The organism is Leptolyngbya sp. FACHB-1624 (genome assembly GCF_047649235.1).
Classification (GTDB): Bacteria; Cyanobacteriota; Cyanobacteriia; order Leptolyngbyales; family Leptolyngbyaceae; genus Leptolyngbya; species Leptolyngbya boryana.
On sequence record NZ_CP180258.1, the window covers coordinates 1,276,248 to 1,303,014 of the forward strand.

The window sequence follows — 26,767 nt, forward strand, 5'->3', positions numbered from 1 at the left end:
TTAAATCGCGCTTAACCTTGTAAAGCCATAAAGTTGCTTATTGTAAGAATTGGTTCAGTGCATCGTATCGTCTGATCGATTGAAGCAGAACCGATGTTACTTGGTTATTTATGCGATCGTCCGGCTCCGGATTCTCTTTCAGTTTGTCTCAAGCGCGTATTTTAGTCGTCGATGATGATGAAGCCATTCTTGAAGCTCTGACTCCTACTCTCACACAAGAAGGCTATGGGGTAGTAACGGCGAATAATGGGCTACAAGCCCTGGAATTGATGCGCGCTCTAAAAACTGAGGAATCAGCGATCGACCTACTCGTTTTAGATTTGATGCTCCCTGGAATCAGTGGACTAGATATCTGTCGAATGTTACGGCAGGAAGGCAACACGATTCCGATCCTGATTCTGAGCGCGAGAGGAAGCGAGACTGATATTGTCGTTGGCTTAGAGGTAGGGGCAGATGATTATCTGACCAAGCCTTTTGGCATTCGCGAATTAATTGCACGCTGTCGGGCATTGCTAAGACGACGATCGCATCTTCAACCTGAAGAACAGCCCACCTTGCAGCATGGGGAAATCACACTCTATTTGCAGGAGTATCGCGTCACGATCGAGGGGAGAGAAATTAATCTCTCTCCCAAAGAGTTTTCGTTGCTCGAACTGTTTATGAACAATCCGCGTCGTGTTTATTCTCGCGAACAACTCTTAGAGCAGATCTGGGGAATGAGCTATCTGGGAGATTCTAAAACCGTCGATGTGCATATCCGATGGCTCCGAGAAAAAATAGAACTTGATCCAAGTTCACCTCGCTACATCATGACAGTGCGAGGATTTGGCTATCGATTTGGATGATTTTGCGCAGGAACTAGTGCGGAACGAGGAGAAAAGCCGTTTTCTCCTCGTTCTTTCACTCTCCATTTCGTCAAACTAATGGCGAAACCTGCAACTGAGTCGCTTCCCAAAGTTTGTAGACAAAGAACTCGATTCGATCGCCTAACGCAGTTACAAACATTCCAGAATGTGCGTCTGCTGTGTCTGCGATCCAGCTTCCTTGAACACTCACTTCCACAAACCCATCATCCACGGGCACGATCGACACCATTGCTGCCCGTTCCAAGCGCACCATTTTTTCTAACTCTGCAAATCCTGGTGCATGGACTGACAGCAAAAATGCCGCACGGCTCGGCTCAACATGCAGCGTTTGACCTAATCTCATCGCCAAAGTTACCCGTCCAGCTACTAAGGTTTCCAGAGAAATCGTCACCCGTTCCAAGTGCAATCCAAATTCGGTATAAGTGAGCTTTAACATGCGTTGCTCCATTTGAAATTGGCAAAAAATAAACCCCCGTCTCAGTCTCTTGAGCGGGGGTAATCAGAAAAGCTCTGATGTGCTAACTCATACTGGCGTTCGACTACAACGCCACCCGCTGTCAATTCGGTCTAGATTAAATTTCTCGTCGCTAATATAAATTTCAGCTCTGCGATCGCTCCGGAGAATCTCTGTCCCCAAGCCGCCGCTGATATTGCCTAAGATTTGTCCTAGCAAGGTCGCGACCGGATTCGCTCCTGACGGCTGTTGCATGGCCACACCCAATTTGCCCCACAGCTGTGGGCACAGTTTGGAGACATGGCAGTGGCGCAACGAAGTAGGACGAATCATATTCCTCAATGAAAAATTTCCTTTTTACATACTACAAGCGTAGTATGAAATTGTCCATACCTTTTCGGGGAATTTTGCGAAAAAAAACTGATTTCAACTGCCAAAGCGCACAAAAAATCGATGGCAAGAACTTGAGAAACAGCGATCCGGTTGTTCTCAAATTGAGTTATGATGTTGCTTCTGTACACTTAGTAAATGCGTCTAAATCGATCAAGTCGCAACTTGGTCGAAGGTGTAGGCTGCACATCATTCGATATGTGCGTTGCATCGAGAGGAGGCAAATTTTAGCGGAGACAACTGGGAAACGTTTAGCATGACCAATCAGAACACTTTAGCAATGGATGTTGGTTTTACCCACGAAGATTTTGCGGCTCTACTGGATAAGTATGACTATCACTTCAGTCCTGGAGATGTAGTTGCAGGAACCGTATTCAGTCTGGAGCCGAGAGGCGCTCTGATTGATATCGGTGCGAAAACGGCAGCTTATATTCCCATTCAGGAGATGTCAATTAACCGGATTGATGCTCCTGAAGAAGTCTTACAGTCTAACGAGACTCGCGAGTTTTTCATCTTGGCTGATGAAAATGAGGATGGGCAGTTGACCCTCTCGATCCGCCGCATAGAGTATATGCGGGCATGGGAACGGGTTCGCCAACTTCAAGCAGAAGACGCGACTGTGCGATCGCTGGTATTTGCCACGAATCGAGGCGGTGCGCTGGTTCGGATTGAGGGCTTGCGTGGATTTATTCCCGGATCTCACATCAGTACCCGCAAACCCAAAGAAGATTTAGTGGGTGAAGAATTGCCCCTGAAATTCTTAGAAGTGGACGAAGAGCGCAACCGTCTAGTTCTCAGCCATCGTCGTGCGTTAGTTGAACGCAAGATGAACCGCCTAGAAGTGGGCGAAGTCGTCATCGGAACGGTACGCGGCATCAAGCCGTATGGTGCATTCATCGATATCGGTGGAGTCAGCGGTCTGCTGCACATTTCCGAAATCTCTCACGATCACATTGATACGCCGCATAGCGTGTTTAACGTCAATGATGAAGTGAAAGTGATGATCATTGATCTGGACGCTGAGCGCGGTCGGATTTCGCTTTCGACCAAGCAGCTTGAGCCAGAACCCGGCGATATGGTGAAGAACCCGCAAGTCGTGTATGACAAGGCTGAAGAAATGGCAGCGAAGTATCGCGAGAACATGAAGCAGCAACAGCAAGGCGCTCCGGCTGCGCTAGAACTCCCCGTGGTTGAGGAAGTTCCTGTTGCACTTGAAGAAGTTGAAGAAATTCCTGAAGCAACGGAAGCCGTTGAATAATTTCAGTTGAATTTACATTTGTAGAGAGGGAGAAATCCCTCTTTTTTATTGCAGTTTTATTGCAAGGCTATGGCGACAGTTTTCTGTAATGGAGTGCAGTTTGATAGCATCGATGCCATTCTTTTTGACAAAGATGGCACGCTATCAAACTCTCACCAGTTTCTAAAGTATCTCGGTGAAAAACGCGCAGATTGTATTACGGCGCTCGTTCCCAATCTCAAGCCTTCAATCCTGACTACCTTCGGATTCGAGCAACATAATCTCAATCCCTCGGGACTACTTGCCGTCGGAACTCGCGAAGAAAATGAAATCGGGATCGCGGCTCTGATTGCTCAAACGGGCTATGACTGGATCGCAGCAAAAGCGATCGCCCAATCGAGCTTTCAACTTGCCGATCAGCAGCTTCCACGAAAAGCACCGCTAACTCCCCCGTTTGAAGGCATTGTGGAATTACTAGAATCGCTCACATCACTCAAACTTGGAGTTCTTTCCAGCGATAGTACCGACAATATTCAAGAGTTTGTAGATCACTACAAACTCTCCAATTATTTCCAGACGATCATCGGAGCGCAAGTAGGAATCAGTAAACCGAATCCAGCCCTCCTGACTCTCGCTTGTCGATCGCTGGAAGTTGAGCCTCACAGGACGTTAATGATTGGAGACACGCTTGCTGATGTCCGGTTGACCCGGCTTTCAATCGGTGTGACCTGGGGTGGAAGTGCGGTTGCTCAACTTGCAGAAGCTGGTGCGATCGCTCATCAACCTGCAGAGATTCGATTAACTCACACTTGAGTAGGAATGCGCTGAAGATGGATAAGCATGAGTGTATTTTGCAACTTTATCTAACAGCTCATCAAAGTCAACGGGCTTACGAATTAAATCGTTCGCACCGATCTCTATATACGGCATTTGTTCACACTCATCGTGTGCTGTCAAAAACACGATCGGCAATTCAGCAAAGCGTTCATTTTGACGAACCCGTTGCGTCACCTCATACCCATTTAGCTCTGGCATCATAATGTCTAGCAAAACTAAATCAGGATCGGTATCGTTAATCTTCTCAAGTGCACTCTTGCCGTTCAAGGCAGTTTCAACAGTATATCCTTCAGACTCCAAGACAGTCTGGAGCAGAAATACATTATCTGCAACATCGTCTACGACAAGAATACGGTGGTGACTGGTTAGCATGATCTTAAAAGGCGGCTTTTTAAAGAAAAGTGGTTGATATAGATGGGAACCCATCTTACATATATGGGTTTTCTAGAAGACATCGCTCTAGCTACAGACAGAGATCTATGATGAATTTTGAAACTTGAATAACTTCTGTATTCTGTCTAATTACGGTACGTGTTTATGACTCAGTGAACCAAATTAATTCTCATCGTCGATCGGCTGAATAAGTTTGCAACCGATAACAAAGGTTACTCAATTCATATGATGAATTTCCGTAATTTTGTCAAAGATCGTATGAAGACGAAGTGAAGAAATACGCATTCTTCATCGAAATTGTTCTTTTTTTCCTGAAACCTCCGCAGAAATGCGTACTAGCTGGATGTCCCTCCATCGGCTGATTTCTGTATGTTAGAACTCATCCCTACGCTACTTGCTCAACAATCAAAGCAAGTCGCGCCCCCGGCACAACCGATCGAGACCCCTGCTCAGACGCAAACAAAAGCTGCCTCTGCTGCTCCTGTAGAGGTGGCTCCTGCAGTAGCAACTCCAGAACCTATCGTTGTTCCTGCTGCGTTGGTAACTTCACCGAAACCGCTTGAGATTCCGCAACCTGCCCCATCAAATTCTGGTTCTGTTCAAGCGGATTCTGCTGCTCCTCAAGTTGCAACTTCCCCGATTCCACTCCCTCCAATTCCCCTCAAACGACAACTTGCCCCCCAACCTGCAAATTCTCAAATCCAAACCCCATCTACAGCCGTTAAAAAACCAACAACTCCAAAACCAGTTGACAAACCTAGCGCGAAAGCCCCTTCAGGACTACCGCAGCTCTCACAGCAGAATTCAGCGCTGAATTCTACATCAGCCCAACCTGAAGCGAATTCTTCTGCGGCATCTGCGATCGACATTCCCGTTCCAAAAGTGTTTCCAAAATCTACCGCCTCAAATCTTCAGCGCCAGCTCTTAGAACAACGTCTTGCCGATATCGTGGCAAAAGATCGAGCTGCAAAACAAGCTCAACAAGCGCAAGCACAAACTCAACAAAGAGATAAGCTTGTTTCGCGTGCTTATGACTATGCAGCGCAGCGCCAGTATGCACAAGCAAGAAAGCTGCTACAAAATCCGACGATTTCGGCAGATGTGCGATCGCAGATTCTGAATAATATCAATGCGTTAGAAGCTGCAAACCGCGCAGTTAGTCTTCCGTCTGTAAAACCGTCAACAGTCGCCAAGCCAGTTCCGCCTGCTCGAACTGTGACTGCACAAAAACCACCCGCCATCTTTAGAGGAGTTCCATCGATTACTGGACCTTCACAACAAACGATTACGATTCGAGTTCCACAAGTTGTTAAGTCTTTGCCAGTTCAGCGGCGCGCGATCGCAGCGAACAATCTCCCTGCTAAGCCCATTGCCAAAGAGAGTTCTGACTCATCCTATATTGATCAAATTGGCAGCTCTGTCGATCGAACTAGCAGTTCTGTGGATCAAATGAACACTGCGAAAGATCTCCAAGCATTCAATCGCAATTTACCGAAGCCTACGTCGCGCGACCAGCTGGTTTATCCGCTGCCTGACCCGGTTTCTGTCACCTCTAGATTTGGATGGAGACGGCATCCGGTCACAGGCGTGCGTCGTTTCCATGCTGGAGTCGATCTCGGTGCAGGTCAAGGAACACCGATTATTGCCTCGCATTCAGGACGAGTCACAGCCGCCGATCGCATGGGGGGCTATGGGCTAGCTGTGGTGATGGAACAGCCAAACGGATCGCAAGACACGCTCTACGCCCATATGTCGCAAATCTTAGTTCGTCCAGGTCAACGGATTGAGGCTGGAACTGTGATTGGACGTGTTGGAAGTACTGGGCTTTCTACGGGACCTCATCTGCATTATGAAGCACGCCAGAAGACCAATTCTGGCTGGACTCCAGTTGATCCAGGTGGGCAACTAGAAGCAGCACGAGTTCGATTAGTGCAGGCGCGTCAACTCAATGCTCAAGCTCCTACTCAGAATTTGCAATCTGCACTTCCCAGTTCAAATCGAGGCGTGTAGAACTCACTGCGTCAGCACAAGGTACAGAGTAGCTCTAGAAAAGCTCTATCATCGGTCGGACTACTAGCTTCGACCCATAGATGTAAGGCAAACTGCGATCGCGCCTTTATCTTAGAAGTATAGAGAAACGAAATTTGGAGCTACTACAATGCAAACACGAAATAGCACTGATTTACCGCCTGTTGCTACCGAGTACAACGGCAAAGACCGGAATGCCTTTCTATTTGGCTGGAATCCTCAAGCTGAACTTTGGAATGGTCGCCTTGCCATGATTGGATTTTTAGCTTATCTGTTGTGGGATATTGCAGGTTTTAGTGTTGTCCGCGATATTTTGCACTTAGTAAGCTATTAATTTCTGAACTGCGCTTGTTGAATTGCAAATAAGAATACTGCCCTAAACTTTGATTGAAGTTTAGGGCAATTTTTTGTCATCATTCTGCGGAGTGATTATTTGCGCACATTTGTATCTATTAGCTTAGAAGCATCATTGAATGATTGAGCAATACGCAAAATAATTAACAGAACTTGTTACATTTAAGCGATAAATCAGAAACTCAGCCCTTACAATATGAATGAATTAACGAAGTAATAATCTTGAGACGCATATGGTAGATAGAAAATCTAATGCGGCAGTCAAAGTAAAAACAACGATGCTTGATCAAGCGGCATCCTTACTGGATGAACTGCCCGAAAAACCTGAAGCGACAGTTTCTCTCCGACAAGCGATCGAACTTCTACAAGACGATCTTCGGGCTTCACTCGATAAAGGCTATAGTTACGAAGAACTCGCTGACGTTTTGGCAAAGCAAGGAATTGAAATTAGCCCTTCGACACTGAAACGTTATCTGGCTCTAAGTCAGAGAGATTCTGGTCGTCCGCGGCGACGACGGACTCGACGAACAAAAACTGAAGGCGAGGATTAGGAAATCAGGAGTGCAAACGTATTTTGTACTCCTGATTATGGATTTATGGGGCAGTTTTTATTGCTTTTCCATCAATCTGAAGTGTGATAATTCTGGGAGTCGCAGCTGGCGCATTTGTTGTGGATTTTAGGACGACATTGAATAGATCACCCGAATTGACTAACAGATTGTAAGCAATGGTCTGTGCGTCATCTTTGAGATTGGGTGCTGTCTGTAGGGTAGGGCTACTGTCTAGGACTTTAACATCAAGCACCGTACCATCTTGATTGTCGATAATTACTGCAACTCGAAGATCCAGCACTTGATTAGGCACTGTAATTGGCAAGATCTGAGTAATTTTAGTCGTCTTAAATGTTACAGAGAGCGCACCATCATCCTGCTTTGCATTCGGATCGACTTGTAGTTCTGACATTTGACCACTAAAGGAGCCATTTCCATAGCCAGATAAGTCTGTTGATGATGTAGCAGGTTGACTTTGATCGTCAGGATTCGTAGTTCCAGGATTCGTGGTTCCAGGATTTGTAGTTCCAGGATTCGTGGTTCCAGGATTCGTAGTTCCAGGATTTGTAGTTCCAGGATTTGTAGTTCCAGGATTCGTGGTTCCAGGATTTGTGGTTCCAGGATTCGTATTTCTAGAAGAGGTTGGGGGGCGGCTCGTTGAATTGTCTTTCGGAGTCGTTGGGTTTGTCGAAAGTTCTCTCGAAGTCGATCTCGAATCTGATCTGATGGGTTGAACGGGTTCAGGTTTCGCTGAGGCTTCGGGTTGCGATCGCTGCGCAGTCACCGGACGATTAAGACTCTGAATCGAAGTTTGTGCCTGTTCAGGCGTTGCAGCTTCAGGTGAAGCTTGTGGAACTGTAGCATTTTCTGTCGCTGTTGCAGAAGGAGCAGATCCCTTTAACGGGGGAGCATTTGGATCAATTTCAACAAACTCCAGCGGAGCTTGCGAATCCCCACCTGCCTTTCCGCTCGCAGGTTGGCTCAGATACCAGCGTCCGACTAAAAGCAAAACAAGATGCAACGCAAGCGAACCGGCTAAAACCGAAAGCCATAGCATCGGAGACTCTTGCGATCGCGATCGAGAATTGGAAAGAGAAAACGCCATGCTGAACACTTACCCACACAAAGAGCCACGGGGATCACTCCTAATATCCTAGCTTTTCGTCTGGAATCGGGAGGAATTAGTTCCGAACATGGCTCATTTTTCCGGCGATTTTAGTGATGTGTCGGAACTGCGTCAGGGTAAGGGCTGACCGAGAAGGTTAGAACTGTTTCATCTACTCCCTTCAGCTTGAGCGGACTTTCTTTGGTGATGTTATCTTCATCAACGTAATCTGCTACTGCTGCGGAAATGAGAATCGCACCCGGAGCCGCTGCTTCTTGCAGTCGAGCTGCAATATTGACACTTGGACCAATTGCCGTATAGTCCGATCGCTCTTCGCCGCCAAACATTCCCACCACAGCCGTTCCTTGGTGAATTCCACAGCGGAACTGAACGCGATCGATCCCTTGTGCCATCCACTGGTTATTCAGATTGTCCAGAATACTGTACATTTCTCGAGCCGTTGCGATCGCACGTCGAACCTGTTCATTAGGGGTGAGTTCTTCTGGCGCACCAAAAATCGCCAAAATTGCATCGCCCATAAATTTATCGACTGTCCCGCCGTTGTTAAACACGCAGCGAGTCATTGCGGTCAGATACTCATTCAAGAGTTCTGCAACTCGACGCGATCGCAATGTGTTCGAGAGTTGCGTGAAACCGACAATATCGCTAAATAGAACCGTGATCATGCGAGGTTCAGGACGCAAATCGAGGGTTAATTCACCCTGAGCCGCCCGTTTGACTAAGGTTTGCGGCAAGAAACGACTCAAGACCGAATCTGTCAGATAAGAATTGATGCGCGAGACGCGCTGCTCGTTTTCTTTGAGTGCTAGTAAATTTCGTACTTCCGCTAACAATTCTCGATCGTTGAATGGCTTCGACAAATAGGCATCTGCACCGCGTTCGACTCCTTCAAGTCGCGTGTCTTCATCCGCTTTGGCAGTTAGCAAAACGATGGGAGTGCCTTTGAGATCGTCTTGAGCACGGATCATCCGAATCATGTCTAGACCTGACACAATCGGCATCATTAAATCAGTCACAATCAACGATGGACGATGGGTCTTGACCTGTTCAAATCCTTCTGCACCATTCCGGGCAGTCAAAACGGTATAGCCTTGACCTCTGAGAATGCCAGAGACATACGAGCGTAGATCTGGATTATCATCCACAACGAGCACTCTCGCATGGTTTTCACCGACCTCAAGGATGGGTTCAGGTTCGTAATCTTCTTGAAGTTCGACTTCAATATCCGCTAGTTCGACCGCTGCTCGATTTGCCTGAAGTTCGTGCTGAGCATGGCTGACTTGCTCTGGAGGCAAATGCTCTGCACCGGAGTGTAAGTCGATCGTGAATGTCGTGCCTTGTCCATAGGTCGAATCCACGTTGATCTGACCGCTATGCAGTTCGACTAATTCTTTGACGAGAGCTAATCCTAGACCTGTCCCTTCAAAGCTGCGGTTTTCTGAACCTTCAGCCTGACGGAATCGCTCAAATAGATGGGGGATTTGGTCTTCTCGAATACCGATGCCGGTATCGCGCACTTTTAAGCGACAGCGATCGTCGATCATTTCTAGCGATACACTAATGCTCTGTCCTGCGGGCGTAAATTTCATCGCATTCGAGAGTAGGTTGTACAGCACTTTGTCAAACTTCTCTAAATCGAGATACACAGGAGCACAAGGCTCTAATTGAGTGATCAGGCTCAGCCCTTTCTTTTCGCAGTAAGGACGGAACGTGTCTACGATTTGGCTGACAAATTCTACTAAGTCACATGCCTGGAATTTCGGCTGCATCCGTCCTGCATCTAAGCGCTGGAGATCGAGCAGTTGATTGACCAATCGCAGGAGTCGGCGAGAGTTCCGCAATGCGATCGCCGATTGTTCGGCAGACAGTCCTTGACCTGTGGCGACTGCGCTTTCCAGTGGACCGACCATTAAAGTCAAAGGAGTGCGAAATTCGTGCGAAATGTTTTGGAAAAACTCGGTCTTTTGCTGGTCGAGTTGCAGGAGTTTTTCGGCTTGCTGACGTGTGGTTTGGTAGAGCCGAGATTGTTGAACTGCGATCGCGGCTTGTGATGCAACGGATTGAGCGAGCTGAATTTCAGAGGATTGCCAGTTGCGGGTGCGATGGTTTTGGCGGAGTGAAATACTGCCGATAATTTTGCCATCTGCAATTAAGGGCACAACGAGCAAGGCCCGGGCAGGAGTCCGAAATTCTGAAATATTGAATTGTGGATGCTGCTTCAAATCGCTGAGAACGATCGGCTGCTGAGTGACGATCAATTGCTTCAGAACGGGATTGCCTTCAATAGGAACCGAAGATTGCGGCAGGTGAGATTCTGGGGGAGTCTTGTGTTCCCAACTTGAATCATGGAGTCCCACACATTGGACAAATTCGTCGCCTTCTTTCCACAGTGAAAGCGCGCAACCATCGACTTGTAAGCCTTGCCCCAGTTGTTGAGTAATGGCGGCAAAGATTTCTTGGGGATCGAGGCTCGATCGAATAGCGGTTGTAATGGTATTGATCAAGGCTTCTCGCTTGGCTAAAGCGCGAACTTGCTCGTATGCATGGGCTTGCGAGAGTGCGAGTGCGGCTTGATCGGCAACCGCGTGAATTAGATCGACTTCTTCAGGTTGCCAAATGCGGCTTTTTCCAGATTCATGCAGTGCGAGCACGGCGATGAGTTTCTGTTGGCAGATCAGCGGAACCATGAGAGTTGAGTGAATGTCTGCGTCTGCGTAAGCTGCATGACGAGTGGGATCTTCCTCGATCCGATCGCAGACTTGAACATCTGGAATGACTTCGACTTCGTAAGTTTCCCAAATTGTGGGGACGAGATTGGGCTGTGGCAGTTCCGGATGATTCCAGTAGGTGAAGCTATTTTCCTGAATTTCGCCGTCTTGAAAGGGACAGACGATCGCACCACTTACACCAAAATTTTTGCCAATGGTCTCGACGATCGTTTGCAGAATTTCGTCATAACTCAATGCGCTCCGAATGGTGCTGGTAACTGCATTGAGTAGCGATTCACGCTGAAGGGTGCGCCGGAGTTCTTCGGTGCGGGTTCTTAATAGGGTATGCGTATCGATCGCGCTTTTAACAACGTCGCGCAGCTCCATATCGCTCCAAGGCTTCGTGACGTATTTGAAGACTTTGCCGGAGTTGATGGCTTCGACGAGATCTTCAACATCGGTATAGCCTGTGAGAATAATCCGGATAATGTCCGGATACTTAGTAGCAGTGAGGCTCAGGAACTCTGTCCCACTCATCATGGGCATTCGTTGATCTGAAATGATCACCGCGACATCGCCTTCTTTCTCAAGAATATCAAGTGCTGTGGGACCATTTTCTGCCCGCAAAACTTTAAATTCTCGATAAAATGTTCGGTAGAGAAGATCGAGATTATCCGGTTCATCATCGACGACGAGCAATTTCTGCTTTTGAATGTCACGAGATTTCATGTGCCAGCTGCCAACCTGCTATGGAGTGCGCCCAGTAAAAGACTTTACGATTGGGCTGGAACTACGTCAGTTCAGGGAACGTTCTAACGCAGTTCGCTTTAGTAAAGTTGCCCTCGATCAGGGAATTTCTAACGTCTTTGCTCATAATTCGTGTGATTTAAATCGCAAAAGATGGGGATCGTGATCAGGGCTTGTGGTGTTGGTGATCAGCAGAAATGCAAAGGAATTGTGAAGAGTCCTATCCGCGAATAATAAAGTTGCCCCCTGCCCGTAGCGGATCTGAAAAAAATAATCAGACTTGCTACACTAGCGGTATGATGTGTCTGATCATCCATTGACAAAATTTATGCGTTGTCCTGCTTGTCATCATCTCGAAAACCGGGTCCTGGAGTCGCGCTCTGCGGAAAGTGGTCAGAGTGTACGACGACGGCGGGAATGTTTGAAGTGTAATCATCGGTTTACGACGTACGAGCGAGTTGAGTTTGCGCCGCTTGTGGTGGTGAAGGAGAACGGAAATCGCGAGTCGTTTGATCGAGAAAAGTTAGTGCGATCGCTGATGCGAGTTTGCGAACGGACTGCAATTTCAGAAGTGCAGATTGAAACATTAGTCAGTTCGATCGAGGGAATGTTGCAGCAGCGAACGAATCGTGAGATCTTTAGTCGTGAGATTAGTGAGTTGGTGCTGCAGCAGCTACGGGCAATGAGTGAGGCGGCTTGCATTCGCTATGCCTCGGTATACTGTGAATTTGAAAATGTGCATGAATTTTTGGCAACCCTAGAACGGGTCAATCGTTTGCCGGAACGGGAAGATCCTGAAATGGCTGCGACACAAACGCCGTCACTGAACTAAGTTTTTTGTCTCAGTGTTGACGTGGTTCTCGCGATTCGCTTAGTATGCTGTTGCTTTGAAATCTATTGCGACTGATGTCCAGTTCTGCCCTTTCCAGCACAATTGAGATGGCATTGGCAGGCAAAGTTGTTGCTCGATTCGTTCTTGAGCAAGGCGAGTTGCTGATTGGTTCAGATTATGGTGTCATTTTGTTGCCATTACAGATGGCGCTCAGATCGTTTGAGCCAATTCTGCCAACAATGGAAGTGTATGCAAGTTTTGGACAGGATGACGCTATCGTACAACAGGTTTTAGGGGCATTAGAAACGCATCAGTCGATCGAGATTTTTGGATGTTCCAACGCTGAATCATCGTTTTTATTACGATCGCTGGCACATCAGTTTGAGATGGAACATGTTGTTTTGTATGTTGAGCAAGCCGATGTGCTCGAAGATGTGTTGCAGTGGATATTTGAGCAGTTGTATCGAGTTCCTGCTGATGTCAAGGCTTCTAGAGCAGAGATTCGGGCGGGATTGCGTGACCGACAGGTTCTAGTTTTGCTGAATCATCCAACTTTAACGGGATCTGAGCTTGAACAGCTCAATCAAATCTTGCCGGAAAGTCTGTTCGTGGTGGCTTCGAGTAAACGAAGATTTTTTCAGGCGGATTGTGCGATCGAGGTTTCCGGGCTGGATGAGGGATCATGCCAACCGCAGATTCGTGCTGATCGTGACCCTGAAGCGATTTTTGCAGAGAGCAGATTGCTGAGGGAAACCTTGCAAGCCTATATGAAGCAGAAGCGATGGGCGGAAGTGCTGAGAATGGTGAAATCGACAGAGAAGGTGTTTGCGATTGCGAAGTGGTGGGGAGCCTGGGAGCAACTCTTGAACTTGGGATTACAGGCTGCCTGGGCGTTGGAAGATGAGGGGGCAGAAGCTTGGGCACTACACCAGCTAGGAACCTTAGCGTTTTGCCAAGAACAAGTGACGCTCGGATATGATTTGCTGAAACAGGCGTTAGATTTACGGACTGACTTGGGGGAGAAAACTGCGATCGCGTTTAGTCAGCATAATTTATCGCAATTGAAGGCGCTGATTGTTCCAGTTGAGACTAAAAATCTGCCTCAATACAACCAGCGCTATTTGTTTTAGCAGTATCTATTTGTCACCGGGCTTGCCGAGTTCGATCGCTTTCTTTACGAGATCATCGTCAACGTTTCCAGCGGTTCCAGACATCGGATTGACTTCTTTTGCGAGGTCTTTGAAATCGTTTGGATCACCTGTTGAGTCAAGCGTTGAAGTTGGGATTTCGACTTCTTCGGGGCGATGAACTTCAAACTGTGGTGCAGTTGCTTCTTCTGCAGCTTTTTTACCTGTTTCAGTGCCGTCAATGCTGCTGGTGCTAAATTCTTGAGCCGCTTCGTAGTCAGCAGAAACATTAATTTTCGGCTCAGGACGATCGCCGCTAGCAACTTCTTCAGCTGCGAGTTGAGCGTCATGTGTTTGGTTTTCTGTATTGAGTTCGGACATAAAAATTCTCCTATCAGAATTGCAGTTGCAATGCTGATAACTTACGCAATTTTGGCTACCGCTTAAACGATCGAAAGGCAGATCTTGAAAGTCGGTCTTTAGAGGGGAGACTTGGAATCGTAAAGCCTGATACCTCTTGTTGTAGATCGAATTACTATAGGAGAGTATTGAATGCCTCAGTCAGCAAGTCAGAACGTTGATCCGTCTGAGTATTTAGGAGATGCAATTACCAGCGCCATTTCAGACTTTAACCAGCTTCAAGTGGATGATAAATTGGCGTTGCTTTATTACGTTTATGAAAAGATGGGTGACTCGATTACACCTGCGGCTCCACAAGCGGCTGAGCCTGAATTAGCACCAATGCTGCTGGGAGATTTTTATAATTTGTCCCATCAGGATCAACTGCAAGTGATGCGCGATATTGCTAATCGTACAGATAGTGAATATTCGCGCGCTTATGGTGCTCTAAAGGAGAATAATCAGTTACTCGTTTGGTATGTGTGGGCGGTTGCGATGGGAGAATCTGTTGTGGGAATGCCTGCTGAGTATTCTGCGTCTGACAAGATTACAAACTTGTTGAGACGACTCGAATCGTTTGAGTTTGAGCAACAGATCTCGCTATTGAGAGAGCTAGCAAGCGAGATGGGTTACACCGATGTGAAGCCGGTACAATCACAAGCGGAAACGGGGAAAACAGCAAGTTTGTAGTTGTTAAGCTTGAAGCGATCTCACTACGTGAGATCGCTTCAAAACAGTTTAGAGTGCTTCTCTCTGCTCATTTGGCTTAACGGATTTCGTTGCAATCATGTTGACACTGATGAGAGTGCCAAGTAAACGTATCGTACTACAGTCATTGAACAAGCCAAACTCTTCAACACAAGTACAATCGACAAACCCGACTTCTTGTAGAAATGCTGCTAATGTGTCTGGATCAAATCCGGCTCGATGAATATCATACGGATTGGTCTGCCCACCATACATGATTCTCATCAGATGATGGCGATCGTAGATAGAAAGATTTGGATTGAGATATAACCAGCAAAGAATCTGTAGGTTCGGAACACTGACCATCAGTTGTCCACCGGGTTTGAGCACACGATGCCATTCTGTCAATGTTCTAATCAATTCATTGTTCAAGCTATGGTGAAAATGCTCTAGGATGTGGCTTGCATAAATTGCTTCGATCGAGTTGTCTGCAAACTGGCTCAGATCGCCTGCGTCTCCAATAAAATCAACTTCTGGGCGAGCTTCGATATCAAAAATTTTCCAGTCTGAATGAACCTCTTTTCCGCCAAGATGTAATTTAATCGAATCCATACGATGGGTCTCCTACACATTATTTCAATTGTCTCTCTGCTTCTGTTTAAACTTGTGGTGCAAATTAGAGGAAGCAAGCTTTAATAAAAACGAAGAATGTCGCGGTAAATCAGTTTCAGTTTGAGAAATCGCTAAACGCTAATTCTTTATATCGCTAAGTCAGCCAGTAGAATCACTTTTTTGAAAAGGCTGATACAAATACGGAAGGAGTCCAACATGCCATTTTTTCTACCGAAGCTGAAAGAAAGCGGTCACTTAGCGCGCCTTGATATGACGATCTGCAATGTTGGTTCGCGTAAAATTTCCATGGCAGATGATTATGGTGAGGCTTGGCAGATTTTTGCCCCAGGATTAACGATCTATGGGTTTGATGCAGATCCAGATGCTTGTGATGCTGCGAATCAGCAATTTGAAGCGAAAAATGCGGATTGGAACGAGTTCCATCTCCCAGTTGCGATCGCTGAAAAATCTGAAGCGGCAACTTTGTATATTACTCAGCATCCAATGTGTAGTTCGCTTTATCCACCAAACGAGGCTTTTCTAAAAAAATTCGCAAGTTTATCGGTGATGGCATTGAATCGCACGGCTCAAGTAGAAACTGTGAGCCTGGACGAGTTCTGTGCTTCAGAAGAAATCGGTGGCATTGATTTTTTACAAATTGATGTTCAAGGAGCAGATCTTCAGGTTCTTAAAGGAGCGAAGCATCTTTTAAGCAGTAGTGTTTTAGCGATTCAGGTTGAGATTGAGTATGCGCCTTTGTACATTGGACAACCTCTGTTCGCGGATGTTGATCTCTACCTTAGAGAACAAGGATTTTCGCTGTTTGATGTCACGGTTGCTCGTCGTCCTCGATCGATGATTCAATCGGTAAATCGCCCTGGACAGCCGCTTTGGGGAGATGCAATCTATTTACGTGATCTTCAGCAAAATGCAGATGATAGCTTTCAATTTCCTGAACAAGCTTTTAAGCTAGCTTGCATTGCGGATGCGCTTGAGTTAGTAGATTATTCATTGGAACTTTTAAAAACTCTAACCTTGCAGCATGGCAGCGGCTACAACTTTGCAACTGATATTCTTGAAAGCTTGGAGCAAATTTCAGGATTAGAGCAGACGGAAGAGGCAAGAACTCTGATTGCCGAACTGAAGCCTTTTGTAAAAGTTCAGAGTTTATAAATAGTTTTGTGTCAATGCGCAAAATTAGTAATTTAAACGGAAGCCTTCGTTTAGCTGAAGGCAACGCTCAAATCGTTATGCTATTAATTTGAGCGTTGCCTTCTAATCTTGAAAGGTTTCGTCACGTAAACAAGCGGTATCTTGTTTTTTCGGGCGGGAAAACAAAGAACGGGATGCTCCGTTGCCAGTGGTTCATCCAGAAAGACTAGCTTTCTAGATAAGTTCTCCACATCGCTTGATAAGCGCCTTCCATTTCGCGGGCAAACTGCTTACCATTCCACAAAGGAGCAGTTCGTTTCGCTTGATGTAGCTTAGAGATGACACTTTGTCTCAAAGCGGCATCTGTGCCTAAGCGAATTCCCCATTCAATATACTCGCGATCGCTAAAAGCAATTCCTTCAGTGACTCCAACATTCATCATCATGCCGTAGCTATTGCGAGCGGCAAATTGCTCACCCACGCGAGTTACGATTGGAATGCCCATCCAAAGCGTTTCTAGAGTTGTCGTTGCGCCGTTGTAGGGAAACGTATCAAGAACAATATCCGCGATTTGCAAATTCGCCCGATGCGATTGGCAAGACGGATCACCTTCTAAGAACCGAAGCTGGTCTCGCGATACACCCTCTTCTTCAGCAAGTTTATAGAAAAAGTCTTGAACTGAAGCCGTATCAGCGATTCCTTTGATCAAGAAATAGCTGTTTGGTACTTGTTTGATGATCTGTAACTGAGTTCTAGCATGATCTTGATGCCGTTTATAGCCGCGTTGAGCACTGAGATAGACAATTGCATCTTCAGGAATATCTAAATCTTCGCGGCGCAAAGTCGGGGGATCGACTTCAAAGCCATCGACTGCAATATAGGTTTGAGGTAAGCGCCAGATTTTCTCACTGTAGTAGCTCTGTGCATCATTCGGGAGGACATAGGGGTCAGCAATGAAATAATCGATCGCTGGAAGCCCAGACGCATCCCAACCGAGCCAAGTGACTTGAATAGGAGCAGGCTTGAGACATAAGACTTGGCAGCTAATATCTAGAGTGATGCTATCGAGATCAATGAGAATGTCAATCTCATCACGGTAAATCTGATCAGCAATTTCTAGATGAGTATCAGCACCGCCTGCATTGAATTTATACGCGTGGTCAACGGCATCAACATACCAGGTTTGTAATGGATCATATACTTCTCGATAGCCGAGAAAATAGCCATAGATTTCAAACTGGTTATGATCATGATGTTGAAATAGCCAGCGGGCTAGCCATCCGACTGAGTGGGTTGCCATGCAGTGAGAGAGATAACCAATTTTGAGAGGCTTGTTTGTTCGATCTCGTTTTTGATGGATGTATTGCTTTCCGTTTTCCGTTGCGTGACGTTGAAGTTCTGTCTGGGCAAATTCTAGAACTTGATTTTCGAGAGTTCGCCACTGTTTCGGTTGATCCTGAAGGTAGACAAGATAGTATCCTGAATTCAGCAATCGTGTTAGATAAGTTGATCCGAGGTTTTCTGGCTGCTGTTTGACAATTGCTGCAAGTAATTCTCTGTGATGCTGAGCGGTTTCTACAGCTTCTTGCCATCGCCCTCCTGTTTCAAGAAATCCCCGCAGAAGCAAGTTGTTGGAGTAGATCTGTTCAGGGAGAGTGTGGGAAAGCTCGTATCGCCGCCGTGCAATCTCAATTCCTTTGTCATAATTGCCTGCGATTTGATGTAGAGAGGCAACTAATCCTAGAATTTCAGTGTGATCGGGATTAATTTTTAACGCGCATTCGGCAAGTTCGATCGCGAATTTACTATTACGATGACTAAAGCCAAATCGGAGTATTCCCGATAAGATAGCATCGACTAGACCAATCGTATCTTGCAAAAGAACGGTCGCAACCTCAGCAAATTTGATCAGTGATGGAGAAGCAGGGGCAGTCTGTAGCAACTTCTGAAAGACATTGAGAAGATATTGAAGTGGAATTTCTTCTGTCGGATCTGTCAGTTGCTGAATCAGTCCAATTTCCTCAAAGGTTGAATCGGTGAGAAGTTCGAGATCGATCGAGAGTGAAACAAGGCTTAGTAGGTTACTGATATTGGTTGGGCAGATTTCTCGTAAGTGCTGTCGAATTGCCCAAGCTGTAGTCTGTTCTTGCTTCTCTACACGTCGCTCTGCTTCAAGTTGTAAAATTTCACTTAATTCTGCAATCGCTGCATCGATTTGGTTTGCATCGATCTCTGATAGTGCGAATAACCAAGTCGTTTGTGCTTCTTGCTCTTGCTCTTGTAGCAGCAGCAGCAATCCTAATTGCCAGTAGTATGAATATTGAGCAGGCTCTATTTCTATCGCTTTCTCATACAGCTCTGCGGCTTGAGCAAATCTGCCTTGCTCAGTGTAAAACTTGGCTTGCTGCTGCCAATCTTGCGACAAACTAGCGGGGGGCATAAAGATTGTCATAATTTGTCTCTCAGTCTATTTAACAGTGATGGGGAATCAGGCAGATCATGATCTAAAAAATGCAAAGTGGATAGAGAGAATCTACCCACTTTGCATTTGAGTAATTTCAGCGCTAAGCTAAATTACTTGATGACGGAAGAGCCAGCTGCACAAGTTGTTACGTTAGTAGCGGCTGCCAAAGCGGTTTTGGTAGGCGCGTCGCTTTCACAGAGTACTGCGGTCGTGTTAGTTTCGCTGGTGGTAGCATCAGTTTCTACAAATACGGTGCCACCATAGGAGCGGAGCGGATCTTTTTTGGAAGTCCCAGTGCTCAAGCTGGTGGTGGCAGTGCCGCCGCCAGTTGCGTAGAGATAGTTTTCAGTTTCGGAAGCAATGGGCTTCGACAGCTTGGTTAAGTCAGTTGCAAATGCGCTTTTCTCCAAGTAGAATGCCTGCTGAGTCCGAACCAGAGTGCCAACGTAGGTTTTAGCTTCGGATTGCTTACCTTTGTTTGCTTGGTTCAAGAAAGAAGGAAGTGCAATTGCCGAGAGAATGCCGATGATGATGATAACAACGAGCAATTCAATCAGGGTGAAACCACCGTCTTTCTTTTTGGAGAGCAAGTGGGTCAAGAATTTTGCTTTGAGTTCGGATTTCATGAGAAAGGTTTCTCCTTTTAAGGTGCGGTTTGTTTGAACTTCTAACGCCTGAATCTAACTTGCCCAACAGTTTCAAGTTTCATATCACCTTGCAAAAAGATCTTCTGTTTCAATCTGGCGAGTCCAGCAATAGATATAAATAGGATTCAAGTTGCTGAATAATCTGTTGCAACTGTTCAATGGCGATTTCTACTGAAGTTGCTTCTAGTGTTACAGGATGAACGGGTCTAACTTTCAAATAGCGATCGAGCACGGCTGTAAAGGGCTGAGGGCTGTCCCAAAGTGGTAACAATGCAGCAACGATCGCACCATCAATAAATAAGCTCTCTCCGTCGGGTACTGAGGCAGTCAGGTAGCGTGTGATTAAAAATGGAGCTTGTTGCTCGATGCATCGCTCTAAGCTTTCGCGAACTTCTGAAGTTTTGAGTTGGGGGTGAAGGTGAAGGGTCGCTTCTTTCCAGTGAGTAATGTCCCATTCTGCGATCGGAAGTTTGGGTGTTGTTGAATTGGCATGACCACACCAGAAGTCTAATAATCGATGTCTTGCATGAAAAAGCTCATATAGATGAAGTTGTTGTTCAATAGAGCATCCCGGTAAACCCATTGCTAAGAAAGGGGGAAGATTATCTGGTTCTTGAAAAAGAGTGGTCAAATTCCATTGCTGCCAGTTCACCATGCTAATGAAGCCGAGATCAGCGCGCTGCAATCCATCAAATAAGTCTGGAATGGTGTAACCCTTGTCTTCTTGGAAAAGCAGATTCATTAACACCCATTCGTTCCGCCCGTCGCCCTCTGGGTTATGGCGAAGCGTTGTCTTGAGTGAAACCTCTGGTTTGAGAGCTTTTAGGGTTTCGAGTGCAATTTCAATCTCTAAATCTTCTGGGTTGTTTTCCATTAGCCCCATTAATTTAAATAGCTTTTGCGCTCGAAAGTACATAAACCGTTGAAGCTCGCTATGGAGATTGCTGCGAATGATGCCGCGTGGTTTCAGCACAGACTTCATTGCTCTGAGTCCATCTGCAATATCGGGAAATAAGTAGAGGACTTCATCACAGTTGATGTAATCAAATTCCATGCCAAGCTGGGGGAGTTCCTCAATCGAGAGGACATGAAATTCGGCGTTCTCAATGCCGTGATACGCGAGGCGTTTCCGGGCAAGCTCGATCGATTTCTCAGAGAGATCGACTCCAACAATCTTTGCTCCTGGATTTGCTAACGCTAGAGACAGGCATTTACTGCCACTTCCACATCCTGCATCTAAAATGCAAGCCGTTGAGGGATCGATCATCGTTCGATCTCTTCGATAGAATGCTGTCATTAGATTGTGAATAAACAGCAGATTTGCATTGCCTTGGGGCGAAGTTTCGATCGGGATGCGCGGATAAGGTTCAAATTCAAACTGCTGCCGAATCTTCTCAAGTTGGTCTGGGGATGCGGCGCTGCTCGTCATTGGTGTTTCTCCTAGGATGCGACTGAAGCTGAAAACTTCAACCAATATGCCTGCAAGATCTAGATGTACCTCCGTGCGTTTACGGTGAGCCTTGAAAGTTGGGAAAGTCGAAGGTGGGGAATCTGCGGGGTTTGGACGGTAAAATTGCAGTAGGTCAAGGCAGGAGACTGATCTCGATGACGGTTACTACTTATCGCTGGACGCTCGATCGCTATCATCAAGCCGTAGAAGCAGGCATTTTCGACGATCAGCCTGTGGAGCTGTTGAATGGAGAATTAGTGACGATGTCGCCAGAGGGATTGCCTCATGCAAGTTTGAGCAGTAGTGGAGCGAACTACATTAGAAAGCTGCTGGGAGAACGCGCCTTTATTCGAGAAGGCAAGCCGATCACAATTCCTGAAAGTGCGTCCGAACCCGAACCCGATATTGTGATCGTAGATGCGGATGAAGAGATCTATTTTCAGCACCATCCGTATCCAGAAAATATCTTTTGGGTGATTGAATACTCAAATTCAAGCTTGAATAAAGATACGGAATCCAAGCGGAAAATCTATGCAGCAGCCGAAATTCGAGAGTATTGGGTGGTGAACTTGAAGCAGATGGAATTGATTGTTTACCGCGATCCAGTCGAGGGTGATTATCGATCCGAGCAAAAATTGATTGCAGGCAAGATTCGACCATTGGCTTTTTTGGATGTAGAAATTGAGGTCGATCGCTTGATTCGGAGATCGGTCTAATATCTTTCACGCTAAATTTTGGGCAGATGCGATGCAGAATACTCGACTTAGTACGATCGTCAATACAACCGCCGCACAGCTAAATCAAACCTTTCAAAATCCTTGGCGACGGATTTCGCTGCTGTTGATTAGTTGGCTGTTGGGATTTTTTCTGGGAAGCGCAATCTCAACGACTGCAGGGCAGCAGGCTGAGTTGGATATTGTTGCAGCCGCTGTTATTGTGCTCGTGATAGAAGTGATTAGCTGGCTTGCTTATGGCGGGAGTGAACGGTATCGGCGATCGTTGATTGCGGATGTTCTGAATTCCCTAAAGATTGGGGTAATGTATAGCCTATTTCTCGAGGCATTTAAGCTGGGGAGTTAGAGGAAGAGGTTGCAGATGCTCGTTAGAATAACAAAGGGCTAGATGTGTCCTAGGAGAACTCATATAACAAGACTCTGGAGAGACTATGACGGAAAGTACAGAAATTAATTGTGCCGAGATGTGCCAAAACGGCTGCGTTTTAGGAGATAAATGTCCGAATCGCGAGTATACACAGCAAGCGAGTCAGTTTATTAGTGATACTCCGTTGGATAAGATGTTGGAAATTGCGGAAGAGGCAGTACGGAAAAAAGCGATGGAGCGGATGTCTGCGCCGCCGCAATGGGTTATTCCAGAAGAGTAGAACAAGATTGTTGTAAGGTGAGAACTCCGAGTTTTTTGAAAAACTCGGAGTTCTTGAGTTATACAGGAAGATTTTTTCGAGGATTGAATTGCTCGATTTGACGGAGCTTTTCGTAGAGATCGCGTTCTTGATCGCTGAGTTCTTTGGGAATGACGATCGTGAGTTCAACGATCTGATCACCGCGATCGCCGTTCAAATCTGGATATCCTTTATTGGCTAAACGAAGTTTTTGACCAGAACGGACTCCTGGAGGAATATTCATTTTCACCAGTCCGTCTAAGGTTGGAACTTCCACAGGTGCGCCTAACACCGCCTCACTGGGCGTAATGGGAAGAAGGCAACTAATATCTGAGCCATCGATTTTGAAAAATGGATGGGGAAGCACTTCGATTTTGAGATACAGATCGCCGCCATTCACGCCTTGGTCACGCAGGCGGATTTTTTGACCGGTCACCATATGTTTGGGCATGTTGACTTCTAACGATCGACCATCTTCGAGTCGAATTCGCTCTCGTCCTCCGGCATAGGCTTTTTCGAGCGGAACTGTCAAACGCGCCTCTGCATCTCGTGGAGTTGGTTTTTTAACGGTATAGCTTTCTTTCACCGTACCCGGGCGGAATGGGTCAGGTTCTCTTCGGGGAGGTGGAGAAGCCGTACGAGGAGGTCGCTGAATGGGAATCTCCTCAAACATCGGTTCAGGGTTTGGCGTGCGCTGGCTCAAGACCTCATCAAAGAATTCATGGAAATCTTTCCATTTGCTGTAGCTCGATTCATTGCTCCGTCCTTTTTGACCGTTTTGGAAACCCCGCTGTTTCCAGAAGCCGCCAAACTCGTCGTACTTGGCGCGCTTTTGAGGGTCAGAAAGAACACCATACGCTTCGCTGAGGGCTTTAAATTTCTCTTCTGCTGTCTTGTTTCCGGGATTGAGATCAGGGTGATACTGGCGTGCTAAGCGACGGTAAGCACGTTTGATGTCTTCAGCAGGTGCGCTATTGTTAACGCCCAAAATCTCGTAATAATTGCGGAAACTTTGCATAGAAAAGAACGGCTAGGAAAGCGGCTTAGGGAGTAGAGTGTAACACTGTTTTGAGAAATCAGAGCAGTCTGGCTCTCCTCTAGTTCTCTCTTACAGCCAGTCGTCTTCATCGTCCCAGTTATCCTGGCGATAATCAGGGCGGTTGGGACGTTTGCGCGGGGTGTCGTCACGACGAGATTGACGATCGTTGTAATAATCGTCTTCGTAATCATCACGACGCGGCGGATTCGTTGGTTTGTCGTAATTCTCGCGTCGGGGCGGAGTTCCATAATCGTAATACTCAGAATCGCCAGAGCTTGGGCTACCGTAAGGATCTGGGTTACGACGCGGCGGCGGGGTGGATGTGCGATCGCTATAAGGATCTGGATTGCGGCGCGGCGGATTGTAATCGTCGGAGCCGCCATAAGGATCTGGTTTACGACGCGGTGGGTTGTAATCGTCAGACCCGCTGTAAGGATCTGGGTTACGGCGTGGCGGATTGTAATCAGAACCACTGCCATATGCGTCAGGATTACGACGGGGTGGAGTGGTGAAATCGGCATTGTTGCGCGGTGGATTTGCGCTGTACGGATCGCGATAATCGTCTCGGCGGGGATAGATTTCAGGTTCGCGCGACGGATTTAGGGCATAGCCGCTGCGTCCACCGCTCCAATAGTCATCTCGACGAGAAGAATCGTAGTAGTCGCGGCGATTGTCGTAGTAATAGTCGTCATCGTCTTCGAGGAAGAAGTCTTTGATCGATTGCAGAATGCCGCCTTCGCCTTCTTCGATTTTGTTTTGCTGGTAAATTTCGCGGTTGAGATCGTAGATGGCATCTTTGAGATCGGCTTCTGCAATATCGACTCCGCGATCGTCATTATTGGCAAGCGCTTGCCGTAGACGTTGCACTAGGGGTTCGATCCGGTTGCGATATGGCGTGACAAATTGATAGCCGAAATCGAGTGTGGCTTCTCGCAGTTGCCGCTCGGCTTGGAAAGTCATCGCCTCGGCGCGGTTGCGCTTTTCCACTTTTTGTTTGCGAAGTTCATCAACTTGGGCAAATTCTTCAGCGTTGCGGATCATTTGCTTGATCTCTTCATCGCTTAAAGTGGAAGCGCCTTGAATCGTGATGCTTTGTTCGCGTCCAGTGGTGCGATCCATCGCAGTCACTTGAAGAATTCCGTTGGCATCGATATCGAAAGCAACTTGAATTTGCGGTATCCCACGAGGTGCGGGGGGAATGCCCATGAGTTTAAAGCGACCCAGCGATTTATTGCCGGATGCCATGTCGCGTTCACCTTGAAGCACGTGAACTTCAACGACCGTTTGATTGTCCTCAGAGGTTGAAAACGTATCCGATCGACGAGTCGGAATTGTTGTGCCACGGGGAATGAGTTTTTTCATAATTCCGCCGATCGTTTCTAAACCAACCGAGAGCGGAGTGACATCTAAGAGCAGGATATCTTTGAGTTCGCCTGCGAGAATTCCAGCTTGAATTGCTGCGCCAACTGCAACGACTTCATCGGGGTTGACGTTTTGATTCGGTTCGAGGTTAATCAGCGATCGTACAACTTCTTGAACCATCGGCATTCGCGTTGCGCCACCGACCAGCACGACTTCATCAATGTCGCGAGGAGACAGTCCTGCGTCGCGGAAGGCATTGCGGAGCGGTTCTCTCAGACGAGAGAGCAGATCGCCGCAGAGGCTTTCAAATTGCGATCGCGTTAAGCGAGTTTCTAAGTGTTTGGGTCCGTTTTGATCGGCTGCAATGAAGGGGAGGTTGATTTCTGTGACGCCTACACCCGAAAGCTCGATTTTTGCTTTTTCGGCTGCTTCAGTCAGACGCTGCAAGGATTGACGTTCTTTACGGAGATCGATGCCTTCTTGTTCTAAAAATTGTTCGGCGAGCCAATCGACGATCTTTTTGTCGAACTCGCCACCGCCGAGTTCCGTGTCGCCACTGGTCGATTTGACTTCAAATACGCCATCGCCCACGTCGAGAATTGATACGTCAAACGTTCCACCGCCGAGGTCAAAGACGAGAATCGTTTCACTTTGAACGCGATCGAGACCGTAAGCGAGAGAAGCGGCAGTCGGTTCGTTGAGAATTCGTTTGACTTCTAAGCCTGCAATTCTTCCGGCATCGCGGGTCGCTTGACGTTGGGAGTCGTTGAAATAGGCGGGAACGGTGATGACTGCGCCGGTGACTTTTTCGCCCAGGTAGCGCCCTGCTTCGTCGGCAAGTTTTTTGAGGATTTGGGCAGAGATTTCTTCAGGGGCGAAATCGCGCTCAAGTCTGGGGCATTTCAGTTTGATATTGCCCGATTCGTCTTTGCGAATGGTGTAGGGAACTCGTTTGGATTCGGGGTTGAGTTCGGCATATCTTCGTCCCATAAAGCGTTTGACCCCAAAAAAGGTGTTTTGGGGGTCGAGAACGGCTTGGCGACGGGCAAGTTGACCGACGAGGCGTTCCCCTTCTTTGCTGACACCCACAACGGAGGGGGTGGTTCGCATTCCTTCGGCGTTGGCAATGACGACGGGTTTTCCGCCTTCCATGACTGCCACGACTGAATTAGTTGTACCGAGGTCAATTCCAACGACTCTACCCATTCGTTTCTCTAACCTTTCACTGCAAAAGAAGGTTTGCTGGATTTATTCTATCTTGCTACTCATCCATCGGGGTTTCCGGCTGATGATGAGATGCAGTGCGATCGCAGCTTGATTATTTTAGTGAAGTTTGCAGGAATTATCTTAAGAAGCGTGAAAGTAGTGTGATATGAAATGGATTTTGGTGTTAGTCAGTTCCCTAACAATCGGTGGCGCAATTGCCGATATGACTCCAGTACGGGCAGATTGGAGAGAGACGGCAGAGATTGTGCTGTCTGAGCCGCAGCCGAGTTTGATGCGAGTAGTCGTGCGGACGAAAGCGCGCCGGGTTTATGTCTATGAGGGAAATGTGATTACTGCGAGTTTTGCGATCGCGGTTGGCAAAAAAGGCTGGGAGACTCCGCCCGGACAGTATCAGGTGTTTTCTAAGGAAGTGAATCCAGTTTTTAAGAACTTTAAGACGGGAAATGTGATTCAGCCAGGTGCGAATAATCCATTAGGCGTGAGATGGATTGGATTTTGGACGGATGGCAAGACGCAACTGGGATTTCATGGAACGAATCAGCCTGAGTTGATTGGACAGGCTGTGTCGCATGGATGTATTCGGATGAAGAATAAAGATGTGGTTGCGCTGTTTGAGAAAGTGTCGATCGGGACTCCGGTGATTGTCGAGCCTTGAGATCTGTAAAAAACCGGATTCGCT

26 protein-coding genes are annotated in these 26,767 nt (G+C 47.0%); 14 read left to right on the forward strand and 12 right to left on the reverse strand.

The genetic code is table 11. The features are described from left to right. Positions 1 to 110 precede the first annotated feature (110 nt). Entirely contained in the window at positions 111 to 845 is a 735-nt protein-coding gene (locus tag ACMUEV_RS05845) for a response regulator transcription factor (protein WP_190653058.1), read from the forward strand. Positions 846 to 915: 70 nt separating this feature from the next. Here the strand turns inward: ACMUEV_RS05845 and ACMUEV_RS05850 are convergent, their stop codons facing one another. Further along, a complete protein-coding gene (locus tag ACMUEV_RS05850) occupies positions 916 to 1,302 on the reverse strand; it encodes an alr0857 family protein (protein ID WP_017290197.1) in 387 nt (128 codons plus the stop codon). 87 nt (positions 1,303 to 1,389) lie between these two features. Beyond that, positions 1,390 to 1,575 (reverse strand): hypothetical protein, encoded by a 186-nt coding sequence (locus ACMUEV_RS05855; RefSeq protein ID WP_017290196.1) that lies wholly within the window; start codon positions 1,573 to 1,575, stop codon positions 1,390 to 1,392. Between the two features lie 391 nt (positions 1,576 to 1,966). Here ACMUEV_RS05855 and ACMUEV_RS05860 point away from each other — a divergent pair, with 391 nt between their 5' ends. Further along, positions 1,967 to 2,968 carry a 30S ribosomal protein S1 gene (locus ACMUEV_RS05860; protein WP_190653059.1) on the forward strand — a complete coding sequence of 334 codons (1,002 nt, stop codon included), beginning with the start codon at positions 1,967 to 1,969 and terminating at the stop codon, positions 2,966 to 2,968. A gap of 69 nt (positions 2,969 to 3,037) precedes the next feature. Then, entirely contained in the window at positions 3,038 to 3,760 is a 723-nt protein-coding gene (locus ACMUEV_RS05865; protein WP_190653060.1) for an HAD family hydrolase, read from the forward strand. Here the strand turns inward: ACMUEV_RS05865 and ACMUEV_RS05870 are convergent. Then, entirely contained in the window at positions 3,746 to 4,156 is a 411-nt protein-coding gene (locus ACMUEV_RS05870) for a response regulator (RefSeq protein WP_017290076.1), read from the reverse strand. The two genes, ACMUEV_RS05865 and ACMUEV_RS05870, sit on opposite strands and share 15 nt — an antisense overlap. Positions 4,157 to 4,546: 390 nt before the next feature. Here ACMUEV_RS05870 and ACMUEV_RS05875 point away from each other — a divergent pair, with 390 nt between their 5' ends. The 3 genes from ACMUEV_RS05875 to ACMUEV_RS05885 all read left to right on the forward strand — a co-directional run bounded on the left by ACMUEV_RS05875 (position 4,547) and on the right by ACMUEV_RS05885 (position 7,110). Next, entirely contained in the window at positions 4,547 to 6,187 is a 1,641-nt protein-coding gene (locus tag ACMUEV_RS05875) for a peptidoglycan DD-metalloendopeptidase family protein (protein ID WP_190653061.1), read from the forward strand. Positions 6,188 to 6,335: 148 nt separating this feature from the next. Beyond that, on the forward strand, positions 6,336 to 6,539 hold the full coding sequence (locus tag ACMUEV_RS05880; RefSeq protein ID WP_017290074.1) for a chlorophyll a/b-binding protein: 204 nt from the start codon (positions 6,336 to 6,338) through the stop codon (positions 6,537 to 6,539). 253 nt (positions 6,540 to 6,792) lie between these two features. Further along, positions 6,793 to 7,110 (forward strand): hypothetical protein, encoded by a 318-nt coding sequence (locus ACMUEV_RS05885; protein WP_190653062.1) that lies wholly within the window; start codon positions 6,793 to 6,795, stop codon positions 7,108 to 7,110. A 43-nt stretch (positions 7,111 to 7,153) separates the two neighbouring features. On the opposite strand, the gene ACMUEV_RS05890 is transcribed toward ACMUEV_RS05885, so the two are convergent. Both ACMUEV_RS05890 and ACMUEV_RS05895 read right to left on the reverse strand, forming a co-directional pair. Continuing rightward, a complete protein-coding gene (locus ACMUEV_RS05890; RefSeq protein WP_190653063.1) occupies positions 7,154 to 8,215 on the reverse strand; it encodes a hypothetical protein in 1,062 nt (353 codons plus the stop codon). A 110-nt stretch (positions 8,216 to 8,325) separates the two neighbouring features. After that, on the reverse strand, positions 8,326 to 11,673 hold the full coding sequence (locus ACMUEV_RS05895; RefSeq protein WP_017290071.1) for a response regulator: 3,348 nt from the start codon (positions 11,671 to 11,673) through the stop codon (positions 8,326 to 8,328). 346 nt (positions 11,674 to 12,019) lie between these two features. On the opposite strand from ACMUEV_RS05895, the gene nrdR reads away from it, so the two are divergent. Further along, on the forward strand, positions 12,020 to 12,523 hold the full coding sequence (gene nrdR / locus ACMUEV_RS05900; protein ID WP_017290070.1) for a transcriptional regulator NrdR: 504 nt from the start codon (positions 12,020 to 12,022) through the stop codon (positions 12,521 to 12,523). 74 nt (positions 12,524 to 12,597) lie between these two features. After that, a complete protein-coding gene (locus ACMUEV_RS05905) occupies positions 12,598 to 13,653 on the forward strand; it encodes a hypothetical protein (RefSeq protein WP_190653064.1) in 1,056 nt (351 codons plus the stop codon). Between the two features lie 6 nt (positions 13,654 to 13,659). On the opposite strand, the gene ACMUEV_RS05910 is transcribed toward ACMUEV_RS05905, so the two are convergent. Further along, positions 13,660 to 14,031, reverse strand: a complete 372-nt coding sequence (locus ACMUEV_RS05910; RefSeq protein ID WP_190653065.1) for a hypothetical protein — start codon at positions 14,029 to 14,031, stop codon at positions 13,660 to 13,662. 171 nt (positions 14,032 to 14,202) lie between these two features. On the opposite strand from ACMUEV_RS05910, the gene ACMUEV_RS05915 reads away from it, so the two are divergent. Then, positions 14,203 to 14,739 carry an orange carotenoid protein N-terminal domain-containing protein gene (locus tag ACMUEV_RS05915; RefSeq protein WP_017290067.1) on the forward strand — a complete coding sequence of 179 codons (537 nt, stop codon included), beginning with the start codon at positions 14,203 to 14,205 and terminating at the stop codon, positions 14,737 to 14,739. A gap of 48 nt (positions 14,740 to 14,787) precedes the next feature. Here ACMUEV_RS05915 and ACMUEV_RS05920 read toward each other — a convergent pair whose 3' ends face one another. Continuing rightward, on the reverse strand, positions 14,788 to 15,348 hold the full coding sequence (locus tag ACMUEV_RS05920; RefSeq protein WP_190653066.1) for a class I SAM-dependent methyltransferase: 561 nt from the start codon (positions 15,346 to 15,348) through the stop codon (positions 14,788 to 14,790). Positions 15,349 to 15,564: 216 nt separating this feature from the next. On the opposite strand from ACMUEV_RS05920, the gene ACMUEV_RS05925 reads away from it, so the two are divergent. Further along, positions 15,565 to 16,521: an FkbM family methyltransferase gene (locus ACMUEV_RS05925; protein WP_190653067.1), complete on the forward strand. Its 957-nt coding sequence runs from the start codon at positions 15,565 to 15,567 to the stop codon at positions 16,519 to 16,521. Positions 16,522 to 16,726: 205 nt separating this feature from the next. Here ACMUEV_RS05925 and ACMUEV_RS05930 read toward each other — a convergent pair whose 3' ends face one another. The 3 genes from ACMUEV_RS05930 to ACMUEV_RS05940 form a co-directional block, all read right to left on the reverse strand. Further along, positions 16,727 to 18,952, reverse strand: coding sequence for a tetratricopeptide repeat protein (locus ACMUEV_RS05930; RefSeq protein WP_242044736.1), 2,226 nt, complete (start codon positions 18,950 to 18,952; stop codon positions 16,727 to 16,729). A gap of 122 nt (positions 18,953 to 19,074) precedes the next feature. Beyond that, positions 19,075 to 19,590 (reverse strand): type IV pilin-like G/H family protein, encoded by a 516-nt coding sequence (locus tag ACMUEV_RS05935; protein ID WP_190653068.1) that lies wholly within the window; start codon positions 19,588 to 19,590, stop codon positions 19,075 to 19,077. 109 nt (positions 19,591 to 19,699) lie between these two features. Then, positions 19,700 to 21,040, reverse strand: coding sequence for a class I SAM-dependent methyltransferase (locus tag ACMUEV_RS05940; RefSeq protein ID WP_190653069.1), 1,341 nt, complete (start codon positions 21,038 to 21,040; stop codon positions 19,700 to 19,702). A 176-nt stretch (positions 21,041 to 21,216) separates the two neighbouring features. Between ACMUEV_RS05940 and ACMUEV_RS05945 the strand changes: the two genes are divergently transcribed. The 3 genes from ACMUEV_RS05945 (at position 21,217) to ACMUEV_RS05955 (ending at position 22,442) form a co-directional block, all read left to right on the forward strand. Next, on the forward strand, positions 21,217 to 21,777 hold the full coding sequence (locus ACMUEV_RS05945) for a Uma2 family endonuclease (protein WP_190653070.1): 561 nt from the start codon (positions 21,217 to 21,219) through the stop codon (positions 21,775 to 21,777). Positions 21,778 to 21,808: 31 nt separating this feature from the next. Further along, positions 21,809 to 22,141 carry a DUF565 domain-containing protein gene (locus ACMUEV_RS05950; RefSeq protein WP_017290060.1) on the forward strand — a complete coding sequence of 111 codons (333 nt, stop codon included), beginning with the start codon at positions 21,809 to 21,811 and terminating at the stop codon, positions 22,139 to 22,141. Between the two features lie 85 nt (positions 22,142 to 22,226). Then, a complete protein-coding gene (locus ACMUEV_RS05955; protein WP_017290059.1) occupies positions 22,227 to 22,442 on the forward strand; it encodes a hypothetical protein in 216 nt (71 codons plus the stop codon). 58 nt (positions 22,443 to 22,500) lie between these two features. On the opposite strand, the gene ACMUEV_RS05960 is transcribed toward ACMUEV_RS05955, so the two are convergent. Together ACMUEV_RS05960 and dnaK are read right to left on the reverse strand one after the other, a co-directional pair. Continuing rightward, a complete protein-coding gene (locus ACMUEV_RS05960; RefSeq protein WP_190653071.1) occupies positions 22,501 to 23,478 on the reverse strand; it encodes a DnaJ C-terminal domain-containing protein in 978 nt (325 codons plus the stop codon). A 90-nt stretch (positions 23,479 to 23,568) separates the two neighbouring features. Next, on the reverse strand, positions 23,569 to 26,067 hold the full coding sequence (gene dnaK, locus ACMUEV_RS05965) for a molecular chaperone DnaK (RefSeq protein ID WP_190653072.1): 2,499 nt from the start codon (positions 26,065 to 26,067) through the stop codon (positions 23,569 to 23,571). Positions 26,068 to 26,233: 166 nt separating this feature from the next. Between dnaK and ACMUEV_RS05970 the strand changes: the two genes are divergently transcribed. Further along, entirely contained in the window at positions 26,234 to 26,743 is a 510-nt protein-coding gene (locus ACMUEV_RS05970; RefSeq protein ID WP_190653073.1) for a L,D-transpeptidase, read from the forward strand. The last annotated feature ends 24 nt before the right edge of the window (positions 26,744 to 26,767 follow it).

Bases quoted from the DNA above. Each gene is read 5' to 3' on its own strand.
- ACMUEV_RS05845 (WP_190653058.1), top strand. From the start codon at position 111: ATGCGATCGTCCGGCTCCGGATTCTCTTTCAGTTTGTCTCAAGCGCGT.
- ACMUEV_RS05850 (WP_017290197.1), bottom strand. From the start codon at position 1,302: ATGTTAAAGCTCACTTATACCGAATTTGGATTGCACTTGGAACGGGTG.
- ACMUEV_RS05855 (WP_017290196.1), bottom strand. From the start codon at position 1,575: ATGCAACAGCCGTCAGGAGCGAATCCGGTCGCGACCTTGCTAGGACAA.
- ACMUEV_RS05860 (WP_190653059.1), top strand. From the start codon at position 1,967: ATGACCAATCAGAACACTTTAGCAATGGATGTTGGTTTTACCCACGAA.
- ACMUEV_RS05865 (WP_190653060.1), top strand. From the start codon at position 3,038: ATGGCGACAGTTTTCTGTAATGGAGTGCAGTTTGATAGCATCGATGCC.
- ACMUEV_RS05870 (WP_017290076.1), bottom strand. From the start codon at position 4,156: ATGCTAACCAGTCACCACCGTATTCTTGTCGTAGACGATGTTGCAGAT.
- ACMUEV_RS05875 (WP_190653061.1), top strand. From the start codon at position 4,547: ATGTTAGAACTCATCCCTACGCTACTTGCTCAACAATCAAAGCAAGTC.
- ACMUEV_RS05880 (WP_017290074.1), top strand. From the start codon at position 6,336: ATGCAAACACGAAATAGCACTGATTTACCGCCTGTTGCTACCGAGTAC.
- ACMUEV_RS05885 (WP_190653062.1), top strand. From the start codon at position 6,793: ATGGTAGATAGAAAATCTAATGCGGCAGTCAAAGTAAAAACAACGATG.
- ACMUEV_RS05890 (WP_190653063.1), bottom strand. From the start codon at position 8,215: ATGGCGTTTTCTCTTTCCAATTCTCGATCGCGATCGCAAGAGTCTCCG.
- ACMUEV_RS05895 (WP_017290071.1), bottom strand. From the start codon at position 11,673: ATGAAATCTCGTGACATTCAAAAGCAGAAATTGCTCGTCGTCGATGAT.
- nrdR (WP_017290070.1), top strand. From the start codon at position 12,020: ATGCGTTGTCCTGCTTGTCATCATCTCGAAAACCGGGTCCTGGAGTCG.
- ACMUEV_RS05905 (WP_190653064.1), top strand. From the start codon at position 12,598: ATGTCCAGTTCTGCCCTTTCCAGCACAATTGAGATGGCATTGGCAGGC.
- ACMUEV_RS05910 (WP_190653065.1), bottom strand. From the start codon at position 14,031: ATGTCCGAACTCAATACAGAAAACCAAACACATGACGCTCAACTCGCA.
- ACMUEV_RS05915 (WP_017290067.1), top strand. From the start codon at position 14,203: ATGCCTCAGTCAGCAAGTCAGAACGTTGATCCGTCTGAGTATTTAGGA.
- ACMUEV_RS05920 (WP_190653066.1), bottom strand. From the start codon at position 15,348: ATGGATTCGATTAAATTACATCTTGGCGGAAAAGAGGTTCATTCAGAC.
- ACMUEV_RS05925 (WP_190653067.1), top strand. From the start codon at position 15,565: ATGCCATTTTTTCTACCGAAGCTGAAAGAAAGCGGTCACTTAGCGCGC.
- ACMUEV_RS05930 (WP_242044736.1), bottom strand. From the start codon at position 18,952: ATGACAATCTTTATGCCCCCCGCTAGTTTGTCGCAAGATTGGCAGCAG.
- ACMUEV_RS05935 (WP_190653068.1), bottom strand. From the start codon at position 19,590: ATGAAATCCGAACTCAAAGCAAAATTCTTGACCCACTTGCTCTCCAAA.
- ACMUEV_RS05940 (WP_190653069.1), bottom strand. From the start codon at position 21,040: ATGACGAGCAGCGCCGCATCCCCAGACCAACTTGAGAAGATTCGGCAG.
- ACMUEV_RS05945 (WP_190653070.1), top strand. From the start codon at position 21,217: ATGACGGTTACTACTTATCGCTGGACGCTCGATCGCTATCATCAAGCC.
- ACMUEV_RS05950 (WP_017290060.1), top strand. From the start codon at position 21,809: ATGCAGAATACTCGACTTAGTACGATCGTCAATACAACCGCCGCACAG.
- ACMUEV_RS05955 (WP_017290059.1), top strand. From the start codon at position 22,227: ATGACGGAAAGTACAGAAATTAATTGTGCCGAGATGTGCCAAAACGGC.
- ACMUEV_RS05960 (WP_190653071.1), bottom strand. From the start codon at position 23,478: ATGCAAAGTTTCCGCAATTATTACGAGATTTTGGGCGTTAACAATAGC.
- dnaK (WP_190653072.1), bottom strand. From the start codon at position 26,067: ATGGGTAGAGTCGTTGGAATTGACCTCGGTACAACTAATTCAGTCGTG.
- ACMUEV_RS05970 (WP_190653073.1), top strand. From the start codon at position 26,234: ATGAAATGGATTTTGGTGTTAGTCAGTTCCCTAACAATCGGTGGCGCA.